Source organism: uncultured Erythrobacter sp., from assembly GCF_947499705.1.
In the GTDB taxonomy this organism is placed as follows: domain Bacteria; phylum Pseudomonadota; class Alphaproteobacteria; order Sphingomonadales; family Sphingomonadaceae; genus Erythrobacter.
Map to the genome: position 1 here is coordinate 1,124,976 of NZ_CANMPJ010000001.1, position 23,013 is coordinate 1,147,988.

19 protein-coding genes and 2 tRNA genes are annotated in these 23,013 nt (G+C 59.5%); 16 read left to right on the top strand and 5 right to left on the bottom strand.

The features are described from left to right. Window positions 1-20 precede the first annotated feature (20 nt). The 5 genes from Q0837_RS05185 to Q0837_RS05205 all read left to right on the top strand — a co-directional run bounded on the left by Q0837_RS05185 (window position 21) and on the right by Q0837_RS05205 (window position 4,073). A tRNA-Asn gene (locus Q0837_RS05185) sits at window positions 21-92 on the top strand. A gap of 421 nt (window positions 93-513) precedes the next feature. Continuing rightward, the gene (locus Q0837_RS05190; RefSeq protein WP_298466105.1) at window positions 514-1,659 is read left to right on the top strand and encodes an SPFH domain-containing protein; all 1,146 of its coding nucleotides are present in this window, start codon (window positions 514-516) and stop codon (window positions 1,657-1,659) included. Between the two features lie 182 nt (window positions 1,660-1,841). Next, window positions 1,842-2,732, top strand: a complete 891-nt coding sequence (locus Q0837_RS05195) for a fructose bisphosphate aldolase (RefSeq protein WP_298466107.1) — start codon at window positions 1,842-1,844, stop codon at window positions 2,730-2,732. A 9-nt stretch (window positions 2,733-2,741) separates the two neighbouring features. Then, on the top strand, window positions 2,742-3,380 hold the full coding sequence (gene thiE / locus Q0837_RS05200) for a thiamine phosphate synthase (protein ID WP_298466109.1): 639 nt from the start codon (window positions 2,742-2,744) through the stop codon (window positions 3,378-3,380). A gap of 9 nt (window positions 3,381-3,389) precedes the next feature. Continuing rightward, window positions 3,390-4,073, top strand: coding sequence for a M23 family metallopeptidase (locus tag Q0837_RS05205; protein ID WP_298466111.1), 684 nt, complete (start codon window positions 3,390-3,392; stop codon window positions 4,071-4,073). A gap of 3 nt (window positions 4,074-4,076) precedes the next feature. Here the strand turns inward: Q0837_RS05205 and Q0837_RS05210 are convergent, their stop codons facing one another. Then, window positions 4,077-4,472: an elongation factor P gene (locus Q0837_RS05210; RefSeq protein ID WP_298466113.1), complete on the bottom strand. Its 396-nt coding sequence runs from the start codon at window positions 4,470-4,472 to the stop codon at window positions 4,077-4,079. 186 nt (window positions 4,473-4,658) lie between these two features. Here Q0837_RS05210 and efp point away from each other — a divergent pair, with 186 nt between their 5' ends. From efp to Q0837_RS05225, 3 genes are all read left to right on the top strand, one after another. Beyond that, window positions 4,659-5,222 carry an elongation factor P gene (efp, locus tag Q0837_RS05215; protein WP_298466116.1) on the top strand — a complete coding sequence of 188 codons (564 nt, stop codon included), beginning with the start codon at window positions 4,659-4,661 and terminating at the stop codon, window positions 5,220-5,222. A 6-nt stretch (window positions 5,223-5,228) separates the two neighbouring features. Then, the gene (locus Q0837_RS05220) at window positions 5,229-6,047 is read left to right on the top strand and encodes an inositol monophosphatase family protein (protein WP_298466118.1); all 819 of its coding nucleotides are present in this window, start codon (window positions 5,229-5,231) and stop codon (window positions 6,045-6,047) included. Window positions 6,048-6,119: 72 nt separating this feature from the next. Beyond that, window positions 6,120-6,204, top strand: a tRNA-Leu gene (locus Q0837_RS05225). Between the two features lie 267 nt (window positions 6,205-6,471). On the opposite strand, the gene Q0837_RS05230 is transcribed toward Q0837_RS05225, so the two are convergent. Beyond that, a complete protein-coding gene (locus Q0837_RS05230; protein ID WP_298466119.1) occupies window positions 6,472-7,521 on the bottom strand; it encodes an alcohol dehydrogenase catalytic domain-containing protein in 1,050 nt (349 codons plus the stop codon). Window positions 7,522-7,650: 129 nt separating this feature from the next. Between Q0837_RS05230 and Q0837_RS05235 the strand changes: the two genes are divergently transcribed. Both Q0837_RS05235 and Q0837_RS05240 read left to right on the top strand, forming a co-directional pair. Next, a complete protein-coding gene (locus Q0837_RS05235) occupies window positions 7,651-9,486 on the top strand; it encodes an SLC13 family permease (protein WP_298466120.1) in 1,836 nt (611 codons plus the stop codon). A 36-nt stretch (window positions 9,487-9,522) separates the two neighbouring features. Beyond that, window positions 9,523-10,848: an amidohydrolase gene (locus Q0837_RS05240; RefSeq protein WP_298466121.1), complete on the top strand. Its 1,326-nt coding sequence runs from the start codon at window positions 9,523-9,525 to the stop codon at window positions 10,846-10,848. Window positions 10,849-11,039: 191 nt separating this feature from the next. Here Q0837_RS05240 and Q0837_RS05245 read toward each other — a convergent pair whose 3' ends face one another. Together Q0837_RS05245 and Q0837_RS05250 are read right to left on the bottom strand one after the other, a co-directional pair. Continuing rightward, window positions 11,040-11,225 (bottom strand): hypothetical protein, encoded by a 186-nt coding sequence (locus Q0837_RS05245; RefSeq protein ID WP_298466123.1) that lies wholly within the window; start codon window positions 11,223-11,225, stop codon window positions 11,040-11,042. Window positions 11,226-11,343: 118 nt separating this feature from the next. Next, window positions 11,344-12,942 (bottom strand): isocitrate lyase, encoded by a 1,599-nt coding sequence (locus Q0837_RS05250; protein ID WP_298466125.1) that lies wholly within the window; start codon window positions 12,940-12,942, stop codon window positions 11,344-11,346. A gap of 154 nt (window positions 12,943-13,096) precedes the next feature. On the opposite strand from Q0837_RS05250, the gene Q0837_RS05255 reads away from it, so the two are divergent. The 6 genes from Q0837_RS05255 (at window position 13,097) to Q0837_RS05280 (ending at window position 21,956) form a co-directional block, all read left to right on the top strand. Beyond that, the gene (locus Q0837_RS05255) at window positions 13,097-14,434 is read left to right on the top strand and encodes a short-chain fatty acyl-CoA regulator family protein (protein WP_298466127.1); all 1,338 of its coding nucleotides are present in this window, start codon (window positions 13,097-13,099) and stop codon (window positions 14,432-14,434) included. A 144-nt stretch (window positions 14,435-14,578) separates the two neighbouring features. Continuing rightward, the gene (locus Q0837_RS05260) at window positions 14,579-15,964 is read left to right on the top strand and encodes a TIGR03013 family XrtA/PEP-CTERM system glycosyltransferase (RefSeq protein WP_298466129.1); all 1,386 of its coding nucleotides are present in this window, start codon (window positions 14,579-14,581) and stop codon (window positions 15,962-15,964) included. Then, window positions 15,964-18,102 (top strand): XrtA/PEP-CTERM system histidine kinase PrsK, encoded by a 2,139-nt coding sequence (gene prsK, locus Q0837_RS05265; protein ID WP_298466131.1) that lies wholly within the window; start codon window positions 15,964-15,966, stop codon window positions 18,100-18,102. The genes Q0837_RS05260 and prsK overlap by 1 nt, the downstream gene beginning before the upstream one ends. Beyond that, window positions 18,102-19,466 (top strand): PEP-CTERM-box response regulator transcription factor, encoded by a 1,365-nt coding sequence (gene prsR, locus Q0837_RS05270; RefSeq protein ID WP_298466133.1) that lies wholly within the window; start codon window positions 18,102-18,104, stop codon window positions 19,464-19,466. Before prsK ends, prsR begins: the two co-directional genes overlap by 1 nt. After that, complete coding sequence (locus Q0837_RS05275; protein WP_298466135.1) at window positions 19,459-20,940, top strand: tetratricopeptide repeat protein; 1,482 nt, start codon at window positions 19,459-19,461, stop codon at window positions 20,938-20,940. The genes prsR and Q0837_RS05275 overlap by 8 nt, the downstream gene beginning before the upstream one ends. A 47-nt stretch (window positions 20,941-20,987) precedes the next feature. Continuing rightward, window positions 20,988-21,956 carry a bile acid:sodium symporter family protein gene (locus Q0837_RS05280; RefSeq protein WP_298466137.1) on the top strand — a complete coding sequence of 323 codons (969 nt, stop codon included), beginning with the start codon at window positions 20,988-20,990 and terminating at the stop codon, window positions 21,954-21,956. On the opposite strand, the gene Q0837_RS05285 is transcribed toward Q0837_RS05280, so the two are convergent. Further along, entirely contained in the window at window positions 21,925-23,001 is a 1,077-nt protein-coding gene (locus tag Q0837_RS05285) for a DUF475 domain-containing protein (RefSeq protein WP_298466139.1), read from the bottom strand. The two genes, Q0837_RS05280 and Q0837_RS05285, sit on opposite strands and share 32 nt — an antisense overlap. Window positions 23,002-23,013 lie beyond the last annotated feature (12 nt).

Sequence of the window (23,013 nt, forward strand, 5' to 3'; positions counted from 1 at the left end):
TTGCTGGTTCGAGTCCAGCGCTTTGGATAGCTCATCGGTAGAGCAGTAGACTGTTAATCTACTGGTAGCGGGTTCGAATCCCGCTCCAAAACAGCCCTTACACGGCTTCTCAAAACGGGAAGGTCGGGCGGGCAAATCCAGCCGCGGAGTGCGGCGAGCCAACCTCTTCTGGGCGAGGCGAGCCAAACTCCAAGGCACCGGTATCGGGCCTTCGCGCCTTTGGGGATACCGGCAGACATGGCACCCAATGACGCGGTGTCCACCGGGGGGAGGCGCAAGCTTTCCGGACGCGGGTACAGCGAGACTTGGGGCCTGATCTGCCTGAACCAGAGGCCCGGCGCGGTAACGGGGAATTGCTTCCCGGCCGACCCACTTTCCACCTCTTCTCAAGAATGACGCTACGGCTTCCTACACGTTTTCTATCGAATTTAGTTGCGTTTGAAACGAATCGCGCCTACCCGCGCCGACCGCTTCGGGGATAGGCCCCGCAAGTGTGAGTACAGGAGACGCAAGATGAAGTGGTTCATCATTGCAGAAAACCAGCGCGGTCTCCTGGTCAAGGATGGCCGCCTCGTTCAGGTCTTGGGACCGGGACGCCACTTTTACTGGCTGTGGAACAGCCGCCGGATGCAAGTCGAGATCGACTTTGCACACGGCGCCTGCAATTCGCCGTTGGTAGATGGTATCGAGAAGCGCCATGCCGAACTCGCAGAGGCGAATTTCGAGATCGTCGCGCCCCAGCAGGGCGAGGTCGCGATCGTGCGGACCGATGGCCGGGCAACGCTGATCGTACGCGGCGGCGACGTCGCGCGGATATGGAAGGTGCTTGATGAGATCACCGTCGAAGTGATCGATGTCGAGGTCGAGCCTAAGCTGCCCAAGCGTTTGCTCAACGAAGTTGGCAACGCTTCGGTCGCGGGCCGTTTGGTTCCGAACCCGGTCGAAGTGGTCGCTGTCGGTGAAGCACAGACCGCTATCGTATTGTTCGATGGTGAACTGTTCGAAACCGCAGGCTCGGGCCGTCATGGCTACTGGCAGGTTGGCCGCAAGGTCACCAGCAAGGCGCTGGACACCCGGCCGGTCCCGATGGAAGTGACTGCGCAGGAAATCCTGACGAAGGATCGTGTTTCCGTTCGGATCACGCTGACGTCGTTCCTGCAGGTCACCGACGTCGAAAAGGCCGCTTTGTCGACCCCGGATTACGAAGGGCACGTCTACAAGCTGGTCCAGTTCGCAGTCCGTGAGGCTGTTGCTGGCCGGACGCTGGACGACTTGCTCAACGACCGGGCCAAGGTCGATGGCGAAATCGTCGCACACGTTCGTAAGGAAGTGGGCGACATCGGGGTTCGGGTCACCGAACTCGGCATCAAGGACGTGATCCTTCCGGGTGAAATGCGTGAGCTGATCAACCGGGTGGTCGAAGCGGAAAAGGTGGCGCAAGCAAACCTGATCCGCCGGCGTGAAGAAACGGCTGCGACCCGCAGCCTGCTCAACACCGCGAAGCTGATGGCCGATAACCCGGTGCTGATGCGGTTGAAGGAGCTGGAAGCGCTCGAACGTGTGACCGAAAAGATTGGGAACATCGACGTTCGCACCGGTTCCGGGGAAGGGCTCGAAGTCCTGACCAACCGCTTGGTGAAGATCGCAGACCGCGATTGAGCCGCTCGATCATCAAATCCAACCGGGGCGGGGCATCACATGATGCTCCGCCCCTTTTTGTTGGTAGCTCTGCGGCGGCGGTTGCGGGTAGTGCAAGTGCTGGCTAAGGCCCGCAGCCATCAGGAATGCATAGGTATGCATGCCTCTTATCCCAGACACATTGCACAGCTAAGGGCACTTGCATGAACACCGAACAGATGACCGCCAAGATCGCCGGCGGACAAGGCTTTATCGCGGCACTCGATCAGTCGGGTGGCTCCACTCCCAAAGCGCTTCGAGGCTACGGTGTCGAGGACAGCGAATGGTCGGGCGATGACGAGATGTTCGGGCAGATCCACGCGATGCGTTCGCGCGTGATCACATCGCCGTGCTTTGGCAGCGGTAAGGTGATCGGCGCGATCCTGTTTGAAAAGACGATGGACGGCGAAGTCGATGGGCAGTCGACCGCTGACGCATTGAAAGCGCGCGGCATCGTTCCTTTCATCAAAGTGGATCAGGGGCTCGCCGACGAAGCGGATGGCGTCCAACTGATGAAGCCGCTCGACAAGCTTCCTGCGCTGCTGGAAAAATCGGTATCGAACGGCATGTTCGGGACCAAAATGCGTTCGGTGATCAAGTCCGCCAACCCAAGCGGCATCGCTGCCATCGTAGAGCAGCAATTCGCGGTTGGTAACCAGATTGCCGATGCGGGCCTGATGCCGATGCTTGAGCCTGAATATGACATCATGGCGCTCGACCGTGAGGCTGGCGAAGACATCTTGCTGGCTGAGATCATGAAGGGGCTCGACGCGCTTCCCGAAGGCCGCAAAGTCATGCTGAAACTGTCGATTCCGGTGAATCCGGGACACTACACTCCGGCGATCAATCACCCCAACGTGCTTCGCGTAGTTGCTCTGTCGGGAGGCTATTCAACCGACGATGCATGCGGGCACCTCGCAAGCAACCCCGGGATGATTGCCAGCTTCAGCCGCGGTCTGTTGCAAGACCTACGTAAGGGTCAGTCGGACGAGGAATTCGACGGCACCCTCGGCAAGGCGATTGATCAGATCGCCAGCGCGAGCGTGGCGGGCTAGGACTACTCTATGAGCGATCCGGGAACGCAGCTGTATTTGATCTCACCACTCGAGGTGGGTGGCGATTTCCCGAAGCGGCTCGAGCGCGCGCTTGTTGCTGGGCATGGTCTGGCAACCGCGTTTCAGTTTCGCGTAAAGGGCATCGATGACCAACACGATTTGGCTGCGCTGGCGGAACCGCTGCAGGCGATCTGCGCGGCGCACGATGTCGGCTTCATCGTCAATGACAGCGTACCGCTCGCCAAGCGCATGAAAGCCGATGGGGTGCATCTGGGGCAGGGCGACGGCGATCTGCGTGAAGCTCGTGAGGAATTGGGCCGAGAGGCGCAGATTGGTGTGACCTGCCATGCCTCCAGGCATTTCGCGATGGAAGCTGGTGAAGCCGGCGCCGATTATGTCGCATTCGGCGCGTTTTTCCCCTCGACCACCAAAGACAATGGCGATGCAGAGCGTCCTGATATGGAAACGCTCGAATGGTGGACGAAGCTGTTCGAAATCCCCTGTGTTGCGATTGGCGGGATAACCCCTGAAAACTGCGCTCCGATCGTCGAAGCGGGCGCCGATTTCCTCGCTGTTTCCGGGGCGGTCTGGAACGGCGATGAAGTGGCAGCAATCGAAGCCTTCGCAAAAGTGATCGGTAAGGGTTAAAGTAACTCCATGAACATCGTCGATCGCCTGCTCACAATCGTTATCACCGCCACGATCACCTCGGCAGTTTGGATCGTTGCCGGGGGTAGTCTGATGGAACTGGCCAGTCAGCGTCAGGGCGAAGAATCGCTAAGACCGGCAGAGGCAGCGCCGTCGCCTGAAACGAGCGAGACCGCCGCAGCGCCGGGCGAGGTAGCGTCAACTACGGCTGCGCCGCTCGATCCGGCACCTACTCCAACGCCAACTGAAGAACCTGCAGGCCTGCGTATTCCGGTCATGAATGTGCGCGCGTCCGACCTCTCGGACACTTTCATGGAAGCTCGCGAAGAAGAGGGCGGCCGTCCGCATGAGGCGCTCGATATCATGGCTCCGCAAGGAACCAGCGTTGTTGCCGCAGCGCCTGGCACGGTCGCGAAACTGCACCGTTCAGCGGCGGGCGGAAATTCGATCTATGTCCGCTCTCAGGACAAGGAAACGATCCATTTCTACGCGCATCTCGACGAATATGCCGAGGGCCTGCGCGAAGGCCAGCGTGTACGTCGTGGTCAGCGTTTGGGAACAGTGGGAAGCACGGGCAATGCCTCGCCCGAAACGCCGCATCTGCACTTTGCGATCCTCAGGACTACTGCCGATGCTGAGTGGTGGGAGCCCGCCAACGCGGTCAATCCCTATCCCCTCCTGGCCGGAGAATAGCGCCTAGCGCGTACCGCCGAGGCGCGTGCAGAGTAGCTTGGTCGCAGCGCCCTTATCAAGCTTTCGCAACTGGTTCGTCCCGACACGGCGGAACTGTTGCCCTTTCTTTGGGCCGCGCGTGAAAGTCAGCATATCGCCGCGCATAATGTAGGTACCGCTGCCATTGTCATCGCGATAGCTGGAGGCGGTGCGAATGCGAAAGCCTTCACCTTGAACGACTTCGAAAGCCTTACCTGTGGCGTCACCGGGCAGAGCGCACTGATATATCCCGTGCGGCATTGTCCGCAGCATTCCATCCGAGGGAGGTGATGCGGGATCCTGCGCGCGAACCATCATGGGAGACGCCGCCGCAAGAGCCGCTGCAAACCCTGTCAATAGAAGCACGTAGCGTGTTTTCATCGAAACAATCCCATACAAATGCGACATATCATTGTGCGGCTGCGAAATCCAACGCGTTAACGTTAAAAGCTGTTGCGCTTCGCTGCGCTTGCTGTCCCCCACGCCCTCGGCTATTGGCGCGCATCATTTGAACGGCGCTTGAAGCACACTTGCGCCGCCACCTCCGAAACGAAGGCACGTAGGCCCATGAAAATCAGCGGCGTCGATATTCGCCCCGGCAATATCATCGAATATGAAAAAGGGATCTGGAAGGTTGCCAAGATCCAGCACACCCAGCCGGGCAAGGGCGGGGCCTACATGCAGGTCGAAATGAAGAACCTGCAAGACGGCCGCAAAACCAACGTCCGTTTCCGCAGCGCCGACACGGTCGAGAAGGTGCGTCTAGATACGTCCGACTATCAGTTCCTCTATGAAGACGGCGACATGCTCGTTTTCATGGATCAGAACACCTACGAGCAGATCAACCTGCCATCCGACTTGCTCGGCGACGCCCGCCCGTTCCTGCAAGACGGGATGCAGGTGATGCTCGAGCTGTGGGAAGAAAAGCCAATCAGCGTCCAGCTGCCGCAGCAGATCGAAGCGGAAATTGTCGAGGCCGATGCGGTGGTGAAGGGGCAGACTGCCTCGTCCAGCTACAAGCCCGCAGTGCTCGACAATGGTGTACGCATCATGGTCCCGCCGCATATCGAAAGCGGCACGCGGATTGTCGTCGATGTCTACGAGCAGACCTATGTCGGGAAGGCTGGCTGACACTCCATGTCGATGTTTTCAGGCCTAATCCGCGTGATGGAACGCGCCGCTCGCAAAGCGGGCAATCGCTTGCGGCGTGATTTCGGTGAAGTCGAGCATTTGCAGGTAAGCCGCAAGGGCCCTGCGGATTTCGTCAGCAAAGCCGATATGCGCGCAGAACGCACGTTGTATGACGAACTGCAAATCGCTCGCCCCGGTTGGGGTTTCGTGCTCGAAGAAGCTGGCATCATCGAAGGCGATCCGGACAAGCCGCGCTGGATTATCGATCCGCTCGATGGGACGTCGAACTTCCTCCACGGTATCCCGCATTTCGCGATCTCTATTGCGGCGCAGGAACCACGCCCTGATGGCAAGGGCTGGGGCGATGTCACGGCTGCAGTGATCTACCACCCGATCAATGACGAAACGTACTGGGCCGAAAAGACACGCGGCGCATGGCTGATGGATGCGCGGCTGCGTGTATCCGCCCGCTCGCGTCCAAGCGATGCATTGATCGCGACGGGTATCCCGTTCCAAGGCCACGGTGACTTTGCCGAATGGAGCCGCATCTACGGCGCAATCGGCCCTGAAGTCGCAGGCATTCGCCGCTTCGGCGCAGCCTCGCTCGACATGGCCTATGTGGCGCAAGGGCGCTTCGATGGTTTCTGGGAAAGCGGCCTAAACGATTGGGACACGGCTGCAGGTTGCCTGCTGATCCGTGAAGCGGGCGGTTTTGTCAGCGATTTCCGCGGCCGCTCAAACCCGATCCACTCGGCGCAGGTGCTTGCAGCCAACGACACGCTGCATTCCAGGCTGCACAAGATGCTGGTTGGCGCCCTCAAGTGACTAAGCGCTAGCGCGCACAAGCACCTTGAAGTCAGCGGAGCACGGCGCTAACAGCCGCGCTCCGCATGCAGTGCCCCTGTGGTGGAATTGGTAGACGCGCTCGACTCAAAATCGAGTTCCTAACGGAGTGCCCGTTCGAGTCGGGCCAGGGGCACCAAACTCTCCGCAGATTTACAAAGATCGCAGTCCGTTTGAAGCTAGTTGCCTAGCGCGTTGCCCAGCCTATCCACAGCTACCGCGGTGCTTTCATTGATATCCAGTCCGTTGCCACCGCGCATAACGAGAGTGCAATCGTCATTCCGTTGAATAATGGCAACTACCATCCGAGGAACGACAAGAACCTTTTGGTTGGCGTTTCCTGTGAACTCTACGAGTCTTGACATCCGTGTTCTCCTCTTTTGCAAGAAGAACCTCTTGCCAAAACTCAGTCGACGCTGATCGTGACCTTTGTCACGCCATCCTCCCGGCTGTCGAAAAGTCGGTAGGCTTCTGCACCTTCGGACAGGTCGAAATGGTGGCTGAAGAGCCCCTCCGCCTTGATCCGGCCCGACTGAACCAAAGGCACGAGGTGCGGCCACATATTCTGCACGTCGCAGATGCCGCCGCGCACGGTCACGTTCTTGAACATGATAAGTGGAAGCGAAAGCGCATCGTCTGGCTCGGGAATGCCGATGAAGCTTGCCGTGCCCTGCCGCGCAACCAGTGGGAGGACGGAATTGATCGCGCCTTTTGCACCGGACGCCTCGAACACAGATTGCACACCCGAACCGCCGGTTGCTTGCATGATCTGTCCGCCGAGGTCCGGTCCGGGGGCAAAGACAGTCGCGCCCAACTTCGCAGCCATCTCACGGCGTGAAGCGACCGGGTCGATAGCGAAAACCTTCGATGCGCCGAGCAAGAAGGCCAGTTCGACCGCGATGATTCCGATCGGTCCGAGCCCAACCACCGCCACAGTCCCGCCGGGCTGCGGGTCGGCTCGGGTCAGCCCGAAATAGGCAGTCGCCATCCCGTCCGTCAGCAGCAGCGATTGTTCGGTTGTCAGACCATCGGTTGAATAGAGCGTCCTATCCGCATTGGGCACGTTGACATATTCTGCCTGTCCGCCTTGCAATTCCGTCCCAAGCCCGAAGGCCGTAGACTTGCGGCACGACCATACGTTACCCGTCAGGCATTGTTGGCATGTCCCGCATCCTGTTCCGCCAGCAGCCAGCACCTTGTCACCAACCTTGAACCCATGGACGTCGCTGCCCGCTTCCACCACTTCGCCGATAAATTCATGACCAACGCAAAAATTCGGGGTGTCCTCGCCATATTGCGTCTTCCCGATATGCGCGCCGTGATACATGTGGAGGTCGCTGCCGCAGATCGAGCAGCTTTCGACCTTCAGTATCGCGCTGTTGGCAGAGCGCAATTCGGGATCGGGATAGCTCTCATAGCGAATGTCGCGCGGCCCATTGAACACCAGTGCCTGCATGTTTTCGATCCCTCTCGTTGTCTTAATTTCGGGCCTCATCGCCCGGCAGGATCGCGCTAGCAAGCGATTGATTGATCAAAATCCCTTGCCAATCCGGCTTAGCTTTGAAAGATCGCGGTGAACGCAAACATGCTATCACTTCCATCCTATCACGCTATCGCCGCAATGGCGGTCACTATCGCGATGTTCGTGGCCTTTGCGCGCGGGCGGTTGTCGGTCGAGATTGTGTCGCTTCTGACCATCGCGGTGATCGCGGTGGGTCTGTATTTCTTCCCACTGGAAGGCGGGAAGCCTACCGATGGCCTCGCGCTCGCATTCGGCGGTTTCGGGCACTACGCGCTCATCACGATCTGCGCGCTGATGATCATGGGGCGAGGGCTTGTTGTAACCGGCGCGCTGGATCCTGCGGCGCGCTTGTTGGAAGCGGTGTTCAAGTTTAGTCTTCAGCTGGGCTTGCTGGTTTCGCTGCTGATTGCCTTTTTCCTGTCCATGGCGGTGAATGACACACCAGTTCTGGTTCTGCTGCTACCGATCTTTGTTGCGCTTGCCGCCAAAGGAGCAATGCCCGCTTCGAAGACGCTGATCCCGCTCAACGCTGCGGTTCTGATTGGCGGCATGGCGACGACTATCGGCACGTCGACCAATATCCTGGTGACGTCGATCGCGGTTGATCTCGGAATGCCTCAAATGGGCGTGTTCCATTACACCCCAATCGTCCTGATCGCAGCGATGATTGCCTTGCCATATCTCTGGCTGGTGATGCCGCGCCTTCTGAGCGACAACAGCGTCGCGGACGATTTCGCACCGCGCATGTTTCACACGCGGTTGAGGGTGGGGCAGGACAGTCTTCTGAACGGTGCTGAACTGGCGACGATTCAGGACAAGTTGCCCAAGAACATCACCTTTCACAATCCTCCGTCGGGCGCGATGCAACCGCAGCAGCGCATTCATATCTCGGGAACACACGAAGCGTTGGAAGATGCCACGCGGGTTCTCAAAGGCGAGCTTGCACCAAGCTGGGTGATCGACCGGATCAGGCGGACCGGATCTTCGAAGAGCGAAGACATTATGGTCGTCGAAATGACCGTCACCGGGGATTCGCGACTTCTCACCCGCACGCTGCCCACTTCCGGAATCGCCGACCTTTATGGTGTTGCGGTACTCGGCATCCATCGTCCGGAGCGCATGCTGGGCGAGAAAGACCAGTATTCCGAAGGTGGTGACCTGCGCATCGCGGAAGGCGATGTGCTGCTGGTGATGGGCCTCAACGAAGACCTTCAAGCCTTTGCCCGTAGCGATAGCTTGCTGATGCTCGAAGGCGCGCGGGAACTCCCGCGTCGCTCCAAGGCGTTTCTTTCCGGTGCAATTATGCTCGGCGCGGTCGCTACCGCCTCGGTCGGCATTCCGTTTATCGGTGCCGACGGCTTCTATCTGCTCAAAATGCCGATTGCGATCTCTGCGCTGATCGGGGCGATCCTGATGTTCGTCACCGGCTGCGTGAAGTTCGACCGGGTCGGGCGTGCGCTTTCGGCCAAGGTCATCGTGCTCGTTGCAGCCAGCATCGCGATTGGCCGGATTGTGCTCGAAAGCGGCGCGGCAGCTTGGCTGGGCGAGGCTATGTCGATCGGCCTCGCATTCCTGCCGCCCGCGCTCGTACTGGCGGCGATCATGGCGTTTGTGACCTTGCTCACCAATTTCGCTTCTAACGCGACGGCGGCGACGGTCGGCACGCCAATCGCTTTCAACATCGCGACCCAGCTTGGGTTGCCGCCAGAGCCGCTGATCCTGGCCGTCCTGTTCGGTTGCAACCTCTGTTACGCGACGCCGATCGCCTATCAGACCAACATGCTGATCATGAGCGAAGGCAATTACGAGTTCAAAGACTACATCCGCACCGGCGTGCCTCTGGTGGCAATAATGGTCACGGCGCTCTCGGTGCTGCTGGTGCTCTGGTACGGATTGTGACGGGCTTGCCCCGTCATCGAGAATGAGGGGAAGAATATGCTCAAGTCGATATTGGGCGCAGGCGCCGCGCTTGCGATGATTTTGGCCGCTCCGGCGCAGGCCGATGAACTGCGCGATGAAGTGATGGCCGACATGCCCGGCCTGATGGAAGTCTACAAAGACCTTCACGCCAATCCCGAGCTGTCGTTCCAGGAATTCGAGACCGCCAAGAAGCTTGCCGCCCGCGCTCGCGAATTGGGCTTCGAAGTTACCGAAGGCGTCGGGCAGACTGGTGTTGTCGCTGTGATGGAGAATGGCGAAGGGCCGACCGTCATGCTGCGTGCTGACATGGACGGCCTTCCGGTGGTCGAGCAGACCGGGCTGCCCTACGCCTCCAAACGCACCGGTGTTCCTGCCAGCGGCGTCGAAACCGGCATCATGCACGCCTGCGGTCACGATACGCACATGGCGGCGTGGGTCGGCGCGGCGCAGATATTGTCCGACCGCAAGGATGAATGGAGCGGGACCCTCGTCATGATCCTGCAACCCGCCGAGGAAACCGGCGAAGGCGCATTGGCGATGCTCGAAGATGGATTGTTCGAGCGCTTTCCAAAGCCTGATTACGTACTCGGCTTTCACGATGCAGCGGGCGCTCCAGCGGGCTTCATCGGCTACGCAAAAGGCTTCGCGCTCGCAAATGTCGACAGCGTCGATATCAGCGTTCCGGGCATTGGTGGGCATGGTGCCTATCCGCACACGACCAAAGATCCGATTGTCATTGCATCAAGCATTGTCATGCGCCTGCAGACGCTCGTCAGCCGCGAAAAGAACCCGTTGGAACCCGCTGTGGTCACGGTCGGGAGCTTTCTCGCCGGAGCGAAGCACAACATCATTCCCGATGAGGCCAAGCTGCAGCTGACTGTGCGGTCCTACGGCGAAGAATCGCGCCAGCAATTGCTCGAAGGCATCAAAAGGATCGCGCGGGCCGAGGCAATGGCTGCCGGAATGCCCGATGACAAACTGCCCAAGGTGACGGTACAGGACCCGTATTTGCCTTCGACTTTCAACACGCCTGAATTCACCGAGCAGGTTATGGCGGGGCTGCGTGAGCGCTTTCCGGATCGCGTGTTCGAAACTCCGCCAGTTATGGGCGGCGAGGATTTCGGGCAGTTTTATCTGGCTGATCCGGAGAACATCGAATCCCTGATCTTCTGGGTCGGCGGCGCACCGATGGAGGATTGGCAGAAATCGCAGGCGGGCGAGTTGGACCTACCTTCGCTGCATTCGCCATTCTGGGCGCCTGATGCGGAAGCGGTGATCTCAACGGCCACCGAAGCAATGACGGCGGCGACGCTTGATTTGATGCCCAGGAACGGCGGATAGACTAGCGCCTGGCCAGTTCCGCTCATCCTGAGCCTGTCGAAGGGTGAGCGTGGTACTTCGATAATTCGCCCTTCGACAAGCTCAGGACGAGCGTAGCTCATTCACACAAAGTAACGGCCGCCAAGACGCTGCGAGCAGCGTTCTGACGGCCGTATTCTCCTCCCCAGGAGAACTCTGAATTTAAGCGCTACCTAATCCGCGGATGGCACGTAGGTGCCGAGCCGGTGGTGCAGTGCGTTGATCTTGGCGAGCTCGTCGCGATCTTCGGTGTTGCGGGCGTGGCTTTCCAGCGCACGGCGCAGCAGCTTCATATCGGCCGTCGAAAGCAGCGCGCGGGCGCGTGACGGCTCGGTTTTTGGCGTATCTGTATCGCTCATCTTATCTCTCTCAGTGGCAGGATGATGATGAAGCTAATGGAAGGAATGGTTGGTTCCCGCAAGACCGCTTATTCGCGCCCTCGCGGGAACCTCCCTCTCCACCTCGTTCGGCCTGCGCTTACGCAGCCTCGAATTGATTCATCGTGTTGTCCTTGCCGCCTGCTTTCAGCGCGGCTTCACCGGCAAAGTACTCCTTGTGATCATCGCCGATATCGCTGCCGGCCATGTTCTGGTGCTTCACGCAGGCGATACCCTGACGGATCTCTTCACGCTGGACGTTCTTGACGTAGCCGAGCATGGCCTGGTCACCGAAATACTCCTTGGCGAGGTTGTCGGTGCTGAGCGCAGCGGTGTGATAGGTCGGCAGCGTGATTAGGTGATGGAAGATGCCTGCGCGCTTCGCAGCATCGCTCTGGAAGGTGCGGATCTTCTCGTCAGCTTCCGCCGCCAGTTCGGTCGCATCGTAGTCGACACTCATCAGCCTGTCGCGATCGAATGCGGACACGTCTTTGCCTGCTTCCTCCCATGCATCATAGACTTGCTGGCGGAAGTTCAGTGTCCAGTTGAAGCTCGGCGAATTGTTGTAGACGAGCTTCGCGTTCGGCACCGTCTCGCGGATCTTGTCGACCATGCTGGCGATCTGTTCGACATGCGGCTTCTCGGTTTCAATCCACAGCAGATCTGCGCCATTCTGCAGCGATGTGATGCAGTCGAGCACGACGCGGTCAACGCCGGTTCCAGGGCGGAACTGGTAGAGGTTCGACGGGAGACGCTTAGGGGTCAGCAGTTTGCCATCGCGGCTGATGAAGACCTGACCATTGGTGATGTTGGCCGGATCGACTTCGTCTGCGTCGATGAAGCTGTTGTACTGATCGCCCAGATCGCCGGGCTCCTCGGACACAGCAATCTGCTTCGTCAAGCCGGCGCCGAGCGAGTCGGTGCGGGCGACGATCACGCCATCTTCGATTCCCATTTCGAGGAAGGCATGGCGGCACGCGCGGATCTTCTGGATAAAGTCCTCATGCGGCACGGTGACTTTGCCGTCCTGGTGGCCGCACTGCTTTTCGTCCGAAACCTGGTTTTCGATCTGAAGCGCGCAAGCGCCCGCTTCGATCATCTTTTTGGCAAGCAGGTAAGTTGCTTCGGCATTACCGAAACCTGCATCGATATCGGCGATAATCGGAACAACATGCGTTTCGTAATTGTCGATGGCGTTTTCGAGGCGCTTCGCCTCGATATCATCGCCTGCCTCTCGGGCATCATCGAGAGCGCGGAACATTCCGCCGAGCTCGCGTGCATCGGCCTGTTTGAGGAAGGTATAGAGTTCCTCGATCAGCGCCGGAACGCTGGTTTTCTCGTGCATCGATTGATCGGGGAGGGGGCCGAACTCGCTGCGCAGCGCGGCAACCATCCAGCCGGACAGGTAAAGGTAGCGCTGCTTGGTTGTGCCGAAGTGCTTCTTGATGCTGATCATCTTCTGCTGAGCGACAAATCCGTGCCAGCAGCCGAGCGATTGGGTGTAGTTCGCAGGATCGGCATCATAGGCGTCCATATCGGCGCGCATGATCTTCGCCGTGTATTTGGCGATATCGAGGCCGGTCTTGAAGCGGTTCTGGATTGCCATGCGGGCGGCGCTTTCAGCATCGATTGCGCCCCAGCTAGGGCCGTTGCCGTTGATGAGTTCGCGCATTTGCGCGATTTGGGTTTGGTAAGTCATGAGAGGTCTCCGGATCTTCTTATGGGGAGGTTGTGCACTCTCAATGCCATGGTGCAGCGCAACACAACAGGAAAAGTTACAGACTTTCTTGTATGTATCGCCGGGTTTTCGGCGTATCTTGTGTCACTCTGTAAATTAATTTACAGAGCTCAATATGGCTGAAAACGCACTTCTCGCCGGCCCCGCATTGCGCCGCTTGCGCAAGCGGGAAGGGCTCACACAGGCCGCGATGGCGGCGTCGCTTGGTATATCGCCGAGCTATCTGAACCTGATCGAACGCAACCAACGCCCATTGTCCGCACGCGTCCTCGTACAGGTGATCGAGCGGTTCGATTTTGATCCGAGGTCTTTGCGTGAAGATGAAGCTATCGGAGGGATCGATGGTCTTATCAGGCGGATGAGCGACAAGCGCTTTGCCGATCTGGGTATCGACCGCGAAGAGGTGCAGGAATTCCTCGCCGCAGCCCCGCAAGCCGCCGCGGCATTCGCGCGGCTCTACGACAATGCCGGATCGGATGCGGCGAGGCTGGAAGACCCGGCGGCAGATGCGAGACAGGCGGTAGAACGCTGGCAAAACCATTTTGCCGATCTCGACGAGGCCGCCGAACAACTGTCCGATGAGCTTCGCCTGTCGAGCGGAGATATCAGCGCGGCCCTGCGTGCTCGGCTCAGAGAAAAGCACCAGATCACAGTGCGTATTCTGCCCGCCGAAGTGATGCCGGGACTGATCCATCGTCTCGACCTCCACGCACGGCAATTGCAGCTTTCCGAGATGCTCCCCGGCGCTGCGCGGCGCTTTCAGATCGCTCGGCAGATCGGTGCACTGGAGCAGCGCGAGCATATCGAATTACTCGTGGCGGGCGCCAATCTGCCGTCCAATGAAGCACGGGCGCTCTTCCGCGAGCATGTGACAGACTACGTCGCTGGGGCGCTTCTGATGCCTTATCGGCGTTTCCTCCGCGCTTGCGAGCAGACGGGGTATGATTTGGCAGTGCTCCAAAGGCGTTTCGCCTCCAGCTTCGATCAGGTGGCGCAGCGGCTCACGACACTTCAACGCGTTGGGGAACGCGGTCTCCCATTCTTCAGCGCCCGCTTCGGACGGACGGGGCGTATGGTTGGGTTCACCGCAGGGGCAAGCGGCGCGATGTATCCGCTCGATGGCGCTCGGTGGCCCGCATGGGCGCCCTATGCGGCGTTCGAAAGCCGGGGGACGATGCTGACCCAGGCGGTGACATTCGGGGAAGGCGAGGCGGCCCCCAAACACTGGTTCACCATTGCACGGACGATCGAGGTCGATGGTGTCGCATGCTCCGCTCGCCGGGCCATTGTTTTGGGCCTGGAAGCTCGGTTTGCCGGGGATTTGGCGCAGGCCCGCGGCATATCGTTGGACCCCGCCGATGCGGTGCCTCTGGGAGTAGGTTGCCCACGCTGCGGCCGCGCCGATTGCCTCACGCCAGCGCCATCTCGATTGGCGCGTTCGCTGGAGCTGTGAACAGATCCATGCATTTTACGGCTCGTTAACCGCGCAAAGCCGCCAAATCTGCGGGACAGAAAGATGGTTGTAAGGTTTACCGACACTTAATTTCTCGCGGCTAATGCATCGTCACTGTCCCTGTTGCGAGCAAAGCGCCAAGCGATGATCCGTCTGTTCAAGCATTACATCCCGCACGCCGTGCTTCTGCTCGGCCTGCTCGATTTCGGCTTGCTTGTGCTGGCGAGTGAGCTGGCCTGGCAAGTTCGCGCCGCGCAGATCGATATGGACCCGGGCCTGTTCGTTGATCGCTGGATTCCGCTTGTGGGATCGGCGGGCGTTGTGTGGCTCGCGATGATCGGAGTGGGTGTTTACGGACCCTATGCCCTGCGATCTCTCCGCTTCGCCGGGGCGCGCCTTTTGGTAGCGATCAGCCTTGGCATAATTGCCCTGGCCTTTATCGACTTCCTGCTGGCAGGTGAGAATTTCTGGCGTTCGACGCTGCTGTACACGATGGGTTTTGCGATCCTAGTGCTGGTTGCAGACCGACTTTTGCTCAACAGTTTCCTGGGGTCTTCGGCATTCCGTCGCCGTGTCATGGTCCTCGGCGCAGGTGACCGCGCGCAGCGGCTCCGCGAACTTGGCGACAAACCAGAAAGCGGTTTTGCGATAGTTTCCTATATCGCGATGAGCGAACCGGAACGCGTGGTCGAAGAGGCCATCGCGCGCGAGGCAATTCACGACCTTGGCCGCTTTGTCGAAAACCTCGGCGTCAGCGAAGTGGTGCTTGCGCTGCAGGAACGCCGCAATTCCCTGCCGCTCAACGATTTGCTGCGGATCAAGACCAAAGGCGTGCACGTCAATGATTTTTCCAGCTTTCTGGAGCGAGAGACGGGGCGCGTCGATCTCGACACGGTCAATCCCAGCTGGCTGATTTTTTCGGACGGCTTCTCTTCAGGCCGGATGTTCTCAAGCGCGGTCAAACGCGTGTTTGACATCACCGCCAGTCTCATCCTGCTGCTGTTGACCTTTCCCATCATCGCGATCTTCGCGCTGCTGGTGAAGCTCGACAGCAAAGGGCCAGCTTTCTTCAAGCAAGAGCGCGTGGGCCTGTATGGCGAGACGTTCAACGTCATCAAACTGCGCTCCATGCGTACGGATGCCGAGAAGGACGGCGCGAAGTGGGCTGAGAAAAACGATCCCCGCGTCACCCGGCTCGGACGCTTCATTCGCAAGGTCCGGATCGATGAATTGCCGCAGACGTGGAGTGTGCTCAAAGGTCAGATGAGCTTTGTCGGGCCGCGTCCGGAAGTGCCGAAATTCGTCGACGATCTGCAGGAAGAGATCCCGTTCTATCAGGAACGTCACATGGTCAAACCGGGCATCACCGGCTGGGCGCAGATCAACTATCCCTATGGCGCGTCGACCGAGGATAGTCGCAAGAAGCTCGAATACGATCTCTATTACGCGAAGAATTACACGCCGTTTCTGGACTTTGTGATCCTGCTGCAGACCGTCCGCGTCATTCTCTGGCCGGAGGGCGCACGCTGATGCCGGGGATGGACACGTTCATCCAGTATGTCGGACTCGCGAGCTATCTTGCTGGCGCGGTTCTGAGCGCCGGAGCTGGACTTTGGATCGCGCGCTATGGCGATCGCAGCCGGCCTGATCGGCTGGCGGTGCTGGTAGCCTGCGGATTAACCGCACTTTGGTGCAGTCTCTCAGCTTCGTTTGGCGATGGGGAAACGGCTGTTGCGCTGACCGAGACCGCGCGTAATCTGGCACTGATCGTTGCGATCTTCTGCCTGTTCTCCGCAGATGGCCGCGATGAAAGCCTGAAACCAATCCGTCCAGTGATCCTGACCTTGGTTTTGGTCGAGTTGTTCCATCCGATCCTGTTGATGTTCGATGCCCGTTTCGGGGCGTATCCGGAGCTTGCGCAGCTGACATTTGAAGTGACCGCCGTCCTGCACATGCTGGTCGCCATTGGTGCGCTAGTGTTGTTGCATAACCTGTATGCAGGGGCGGCAGCGTCTTCGCGCCGGATCTTGCGCTGGAGCGGAATCGCGCTCGCCGGAATCTTCGCTTATGATCTGAACTTCTTCACCATCGCCTATTTGAGCGGGGCAGAGCCCGGTGCCTTTGGGATGCTGCGCGGCCTGTTCGCTGGCGCAATGGTGGTGCTTCTCGCCTTTGGTTCGAACGAGACCAGCGCGGGCCTGCACTTCCGTCCATCTCGGGCGGTTACGTTCCAGACACTCTCCTTGATGGTCATCGGCAGCTATCTGCTCGTGATGTTCCTGGTGACGCGCTCGCTCGCGGTGCTGGGCGGGGACGTCGCTCGAGTAAGTCAGGTGGCGTTTCTGGTGGTCGGTATAATCGCCGCCTTTGCGTTCCTGCCATCTCAGCGTGTGCGCGGTTGGTTCCGCGTGATGGCGTCCAAACACCTGTTTCAGCACCGCTATGACTACCGTGAGGAATGGCTGCGTTTCACGCAGACAATTGGGCGCGGATCAAGCACAAGCCCGAGTTTTCATCAGCGCGCGGTGCAGGCAGTTGCCGACATTACGGACAGCCCGGCGGGGTTGCTGCTGGTTCCGAATGAAGAAGCGCAGCTGGAGCTTTCGGCGCGCTGGAAATGGCCAACAATCGAAGTGCCCGGCGTGGCCGCCGAATATGCGCTGTCAGGTCTGCTGGAACAGCACCACCATATCATCGATCTCGATCAGGTGCGGTCGGGACAGGACTTGCACGGGGAGATCGCGCATGTCCCTGCGTGGCTGGCCGAGGCCGAAGACGCTTGGGCGATCGTACCCCTGATCCACTTCGACCGCCTTGTTGGAACAATCGTCCTTGCCCGTCCGCGCATCGAACGCCGGCTCGATTGGGAGGATTTCGACCTGCTCCGCGTCGTCGGCCAACAACTCGCCAGCTACCTTGCCGAGCAATCGGGCCAGCAGGCACTGATGGACGCGAGCCGCTTTGATGAATTCAACCGCCGCATGGCGTTCGTGATGCACGACATCAAGAACCTCGCGAGCCAATTGTCGCTGCTTTCGACCAATGCACAGAAACACGCTGAAAACCCGGACTTTCGGGCGGATATGCTGGTGACCCTGAAAAAGTCGTCGGAGAAGCTGAACGGGCTGCTTGATCGTCTTGGTCGCTATGGATCGGGGCAGGCTCAAACTGTGCGTGACGTTGAACTTGGCGGACTTGCGAGCGGGCTTTCCGAGCGTTTCAAACGCGTGCATCCGGTTTCCATCACGCGCACCGATCCCGTGACGGTGCTTGCCGATGTCGATGCGCTCGAACAGGCGTTGATGCATTTGATCCAGAACGCGATCGACGCCAGCGACGATGAGCTCCCTATCTACCTCAACATCACCAGCGACGGCCTACACGGCCAGATTGACGTGATTGACGCAGGCTCAGGCATGTCGCCTGAATTCGTGCGCAGCGGTCTGTTCAAACCGTTTGTCTCCTCCAAGGACGGAGGCTTCGGCATCGGAGCGTTCGAAGCGCGTGAGATGATCAAGGCGATGGGCGGCCGCGTTGAAGTGGAATCGCGCGAAGGCTTGGGAACCCGCTTCAGCGTGATCCTGCCGCTGCCCGAAGCGGTTCGTCTGCTCGAAGAAACCGCGCAGTCCAACTCACAAACCAACTCAAAAACGAATGAGGCCGCGTGATGGCTGACAAGAAACCAACTTTGCTCGTGGTCGAAGACGACGAAGGCCTGCAAGCACAGCTCAAATGGGCGTACGAAGACTTTGACGTCGTCATTGCGGGAGATCGCGACAGCGCCATTGCAGCGCTGCGTAGCGAGGCACCGGCGGTGGTCACTCTGGATCTCGGCTTGCCGCCTGATCCGGATGGCACGACCGAGGGTTTTGCGGTGCTCGACGCGATCATGGAGCTGAAACCGGACACCAAGGTCATCGTGGCCAGCGGCCATGGCGCGCGCGAGAGCGCTTTGCAGGCGATTGAGCGCGGGGCCTACGATTTTTACCAGAAGCCAGTCGATATCGACGCGCTCGGGCTGATCGTCCGCCGCGCATTCGACCTTCACGCAATCGAAGACGAGAACCGCCGCCTTGTTGCGAACAGCAGCGAGGACAAAACCGTTCTTGGTCGGTTGATCACCGGCGCTCCCGAGATGGTGAAGGTCGCGCGCACAATCGAGCGTGTGGCAAGCACCAATGTTTCGGTCATGCTGCTCGGCGCGAGCGGAACTGGCAAGGAATTGCTGGCGCAAGGCCTCCACGATGCCAGTGACCGCGCGGACGGCCCGTTTGTTGCGATCAACTGCGCGGCAATCCCGGAAAACCTGCTCGAAAGTGAGCTATTCGGGCATGAAAAGGGCGCATTTACAGGTGCCGTCAAGACCACCGAGGGCAAGATCGAAAGCGCCAATGGCGGCACACTGTTCCTGGATGAGGTCGGCGATATTCCTTTGCCGCTTCAGGTTAAACTTCTGCGCTTCCTGCAAGAACGCACAATCGAGCGGATTGGTGGGCGCAAGGCGATTTCAGTCAACACGCGGATCGTTTGCGCGACGCACCAGGATCTCGAAAAGATGATCGGCGAGAACACATTCCGTGAAGACCTGTTCTATCGCCTCGCTGAAATTGTAGTCCGCATCCCGACACTGGCCGAACGGCACGGAGATGCCATCCTTTTGGCGAAGGCTTTCCTCAAGCGGTTTGCGGCGGAAATGAATCCGACAGTCACCGGCTTCGCACCTGATGCGCTCACAGTGATCGATGCGCATGATTGGCCCGGCAATGTCCGCGAGCTGGAGAACCGCGTGAAGCGTGCGGTGATCATGGCGGATGGCAAGTTGGTCAGCGCGGACGATCTGGATCTCGGAGATAGCGAGGAAGAGGCGACCGAAGTTCTCAACCTGAAATCGGCTCGCGAGCAATCCGACCGGCGAGTGATCCGCCATGCCCTGGCCCGCAGCGAGGGCAATATTTCGAGCACGGCCAAGCTGCTCGGGATCAGCCGCCCGACGCTCTATGACCTGCTGAAGCAGTATGATCTGCATGCGTAAGACTACGCGTCTTTGCTTCGCGGTAACCGCCGCGGTCGCGCTTGCCAGTTGCTCGGGCGATGGCGAGGGTAATGGCGGCTCGGCGCTCTATGGCAATGCCGAGTTCGTGCGCCTTGTCGAAGATGCGCGGTTTGCCATGAATGACGGCAATCTGGCGGAAGCCGGAAGATTGCTTGATCAGGCGCGCGAAGTGGACGCCGAAAACCCCGGTCTATGGGTGGATGTTGCGAGGCTGCGCTTTCGCGGGGGGGAACATCTGCCAGCCTTGGAAGCAGCCGACTATGCGCTCGAGCTGGGTCCGGAATATGCCCCGGCGCTTTTGATGCGAGCCCAATTGGTCCGCGATGCTCATGGGCTAGCTGATGCGATGCCGTGGTTCGAAGCGGCGGTGCAGGCGGACCCTGAAAACCTTGAATTGCTGGCTGACTACGCCGCGACGCTGGGCGATTTGGGGCGCTACACCGATATGCTCACGGTCGTTCGCGAAATTGCTGAGATCGACCCGAATTACCCGCAGGTCTTCTATCTGCAGGCAGTGCTAGCCGCGCGTGCGGGCGAGGCAGTTCTCGCCCGCAGTTTGCTCTCCAGAAGCGGTATGATCGAACGCGGTGTTCCCGCTGCAATGTTGCTCAATGCTCTGATCGACATGCAGCAAGCGACGCCGGACAATGCCATTCTGACGCTCGAGCGCCTTGCCGAGCGCCAGCCGGGCAATGTGCGGGTGCTGGAGCTTCTCGCGACCGCGCTTTGGCGGAGTGAACGCGACGACGAAATCGTCGAGCGCTTCGCTGTGCTCGCAAGTTCGGACAGTGGCTCACCGTATCTCGCCATGCTTGTTGGAAGAGCGCATGAGCGGCTTGGCGATTACGCTGCAGCGGCTCCTTACCTTGAACGCGCGCAGACCATTCGCGCTGTGCAGTGGGCGGTTCTCGGAGGAGGCCGTGCAGGCTTGCCAGCACCGACTGCGCAGATACGTAGACTGATTGCTGAGCAAGATGTGGGTGGAGCGGGACGCTCGGCAGCGGAGCTGATGGAGCGCTTTCCCGGCTCTTCCGATATTCATGCATTAGCCGGTGACGCTTCATTTGCTGGCGGCAATGCCGAAGGTGCGCTTGAGCGCTACGGGATCGCGGCGACGATCCGCCGGCCATGGCCGCTGACGCGAAAGATTATCAGTGCATATCGTGACTATGGAGACAACACAGCTGCGGACACTTTGTTGGTGCGCCACCTCAAAGGTGAACCCAGCAACACTGAAGCGCTGCTGATGCTTGCCGAGCGCCGTGCGCTGGCCGAAGACTGGCTGAGAGTCGCTGTTCTGTTGGACCATGCAATCGCACTCGGTTCGGGCAACGATGCGAAGCTGCTCGAACTGCGAACGCAGGCAGCGGAAGCGCTGGGCCGCGACGATGAGGCCGAGCAGTTCGCCAAGCGAGCCGCAGCTCTCAATCCCAGTGGATTTGTTGCGGGCTGATAGCCTGAACTCGACAATCGGGCGCAAGGCAGGCAGGGGCGCTCGCCATGTTGTCTCGCCTTTCCATTCTTGCCGATCCGATGATCGCCGTGTTGCTGATCGCGACCGCGCTGGCGCTGTTCGTGCCTTCGGTGGGGGAAGCGCGCGGGATTGCGCAGACTGTTTCCAGTGTTGGAATATTCCTGCTGTTTCTAGTCAACGGAATGCGGATCGCGCGCGGTGAGATTGCGCGGGGGCTCGCCAATTGGAGGTTCTTCGCGCCATTGTTCCTGTGGGTGTTTGGGGCGATGTCGCTTGCGGGACTAGGCTTCGCACAGCTTGCTAGTACGATCTTGCCACCGATGGTGGCGCTGGGCTTTCTGTATCTCGGGACATTGCCATCAACCATTCAGTCGGCGACGTCCTACACCAGCCTGGCGGGCGGCAATATTGCGCTCTCAGTGGTTGGGGCCGCTCTGATCAATATCGCAGGCGTATTCGTGACCGCGCCGCTTTTCGCTCTGCTTGGCGGAGGCAGCGCGGCGGAGATCGGTAACGAGACGATTCTGCGGATCGGATTAATCCTGATCCTGCCCTTCGTGATCGGGCAGCTGCTGCAAGACTGGACGATCGACACTCTTAGGGAGCGCAAATCCCAGGTGGTGTGGCTCGACCGGCTGGTTATCGGAATTGCCGTCTATGTCGCGTTTTCCGGAGCGGTGGAGCAGGGCCTTGCGACGATGTTCTCGGCCACGGATTGGGCAGTGCTGCTGGCACTAATCGTTGCCTTTCTGATCGTTGGCACTGGAGGCGCATGGGGGCTGGGTGGTTTGCTGCGCTACCCGCGCGAAGACCGCATCGCATTTCTGTTTGCCGGCGCGCAAAAGAGCGTTGCTATTGGCGCCCCTCTAGCCGCGATCCTGTTTCCACCGGACATTGCCGGCTTCGTGATCGCGCCGCTGCTGCTTTACCACCTGCTCCAACTGGTATGGGCCGCGCCGCTCGCTACGTACCTGGCTCGGCAGCAGCCGGATTAGCCGCGCGTTCCGCCCGGTTGTGGCGGATAGACCACCACAGCGACAGGCCGATCAGCACCGCTCCGATCAATCCGGTGATCGTTTCGGGAATGTGATAGCGCGCGGACACCAGCATGATGATGCCGAGCACGATGATTGCCCAGAAGGCGCCGTGCTCAAGATAGCGATACTGCGCCAGCGTTCCGGTGCGTACGAGGTGGATTGTCATGGACCGTACGAACATCGCGCCGACCGACAGGCCGATGGCGATCACGATCATGTTGTTCGACAACGCGAACGCACCGATCACCCCGTCAAAACTGAAGCTCGCATCGAGAACTTCGAGATAGAGGAACCCGCCAAGGCCGGAACGCACGATCTCGCCAGCGGCTTTCTTGCGCGCCTCGCGTTGTTCGATAATCGCGCCCAGCGCATGAACGCCGATAAAGGTGATCAGGCCCAGCAGTCCTGCGGTGAGGAAAGTGAGCGCATCGTCCGGCGTCAGCAGGGTCGAAACGCCATAAACCAGCGCGAGAACCAATCCGATCTCCACGGCGGGAACGCTCGAGAACTTATTGATCGTCTGCTCCAGCGAATGGATCCAGTGCACCTCTTTCTCCTCATCGAAGAAGAAGGTTAGGCCAACCATCACCAGGAACGCGCCGCCAAACCCGGCAATTCCAATATGCGCGCCCGATACGATCCGCTCATATTCCTCCGGATCGCCGAGCGAAAGCTGGATCGCATCCCATGGCCCGATCTGGGCGGCGATGGAGACAATCGCGATGGGAAAGACAATGCGCATCCCGAACACCGCGATCAGGATACCGATGGTGAGGAAGCGCTGCTGCCAGACCGGGTCCATCTCTCGCAGCACGGTCGCATTGACTACAGCGTTGTCGAAGCTGAGCGACACTTCGAGGATCGACAATACGATGACGATCCACAGGACCGACAGCATCCCGCCAATCGTGCCCGTGCTTACCCAGCCATAATAGGCGGCCAGTGCAAAGCACACGGCAGTGAAAGCGAGCGAGAATGTGTAGTAACGCAGCAGCGTTTGCATGGCCTGGGAATG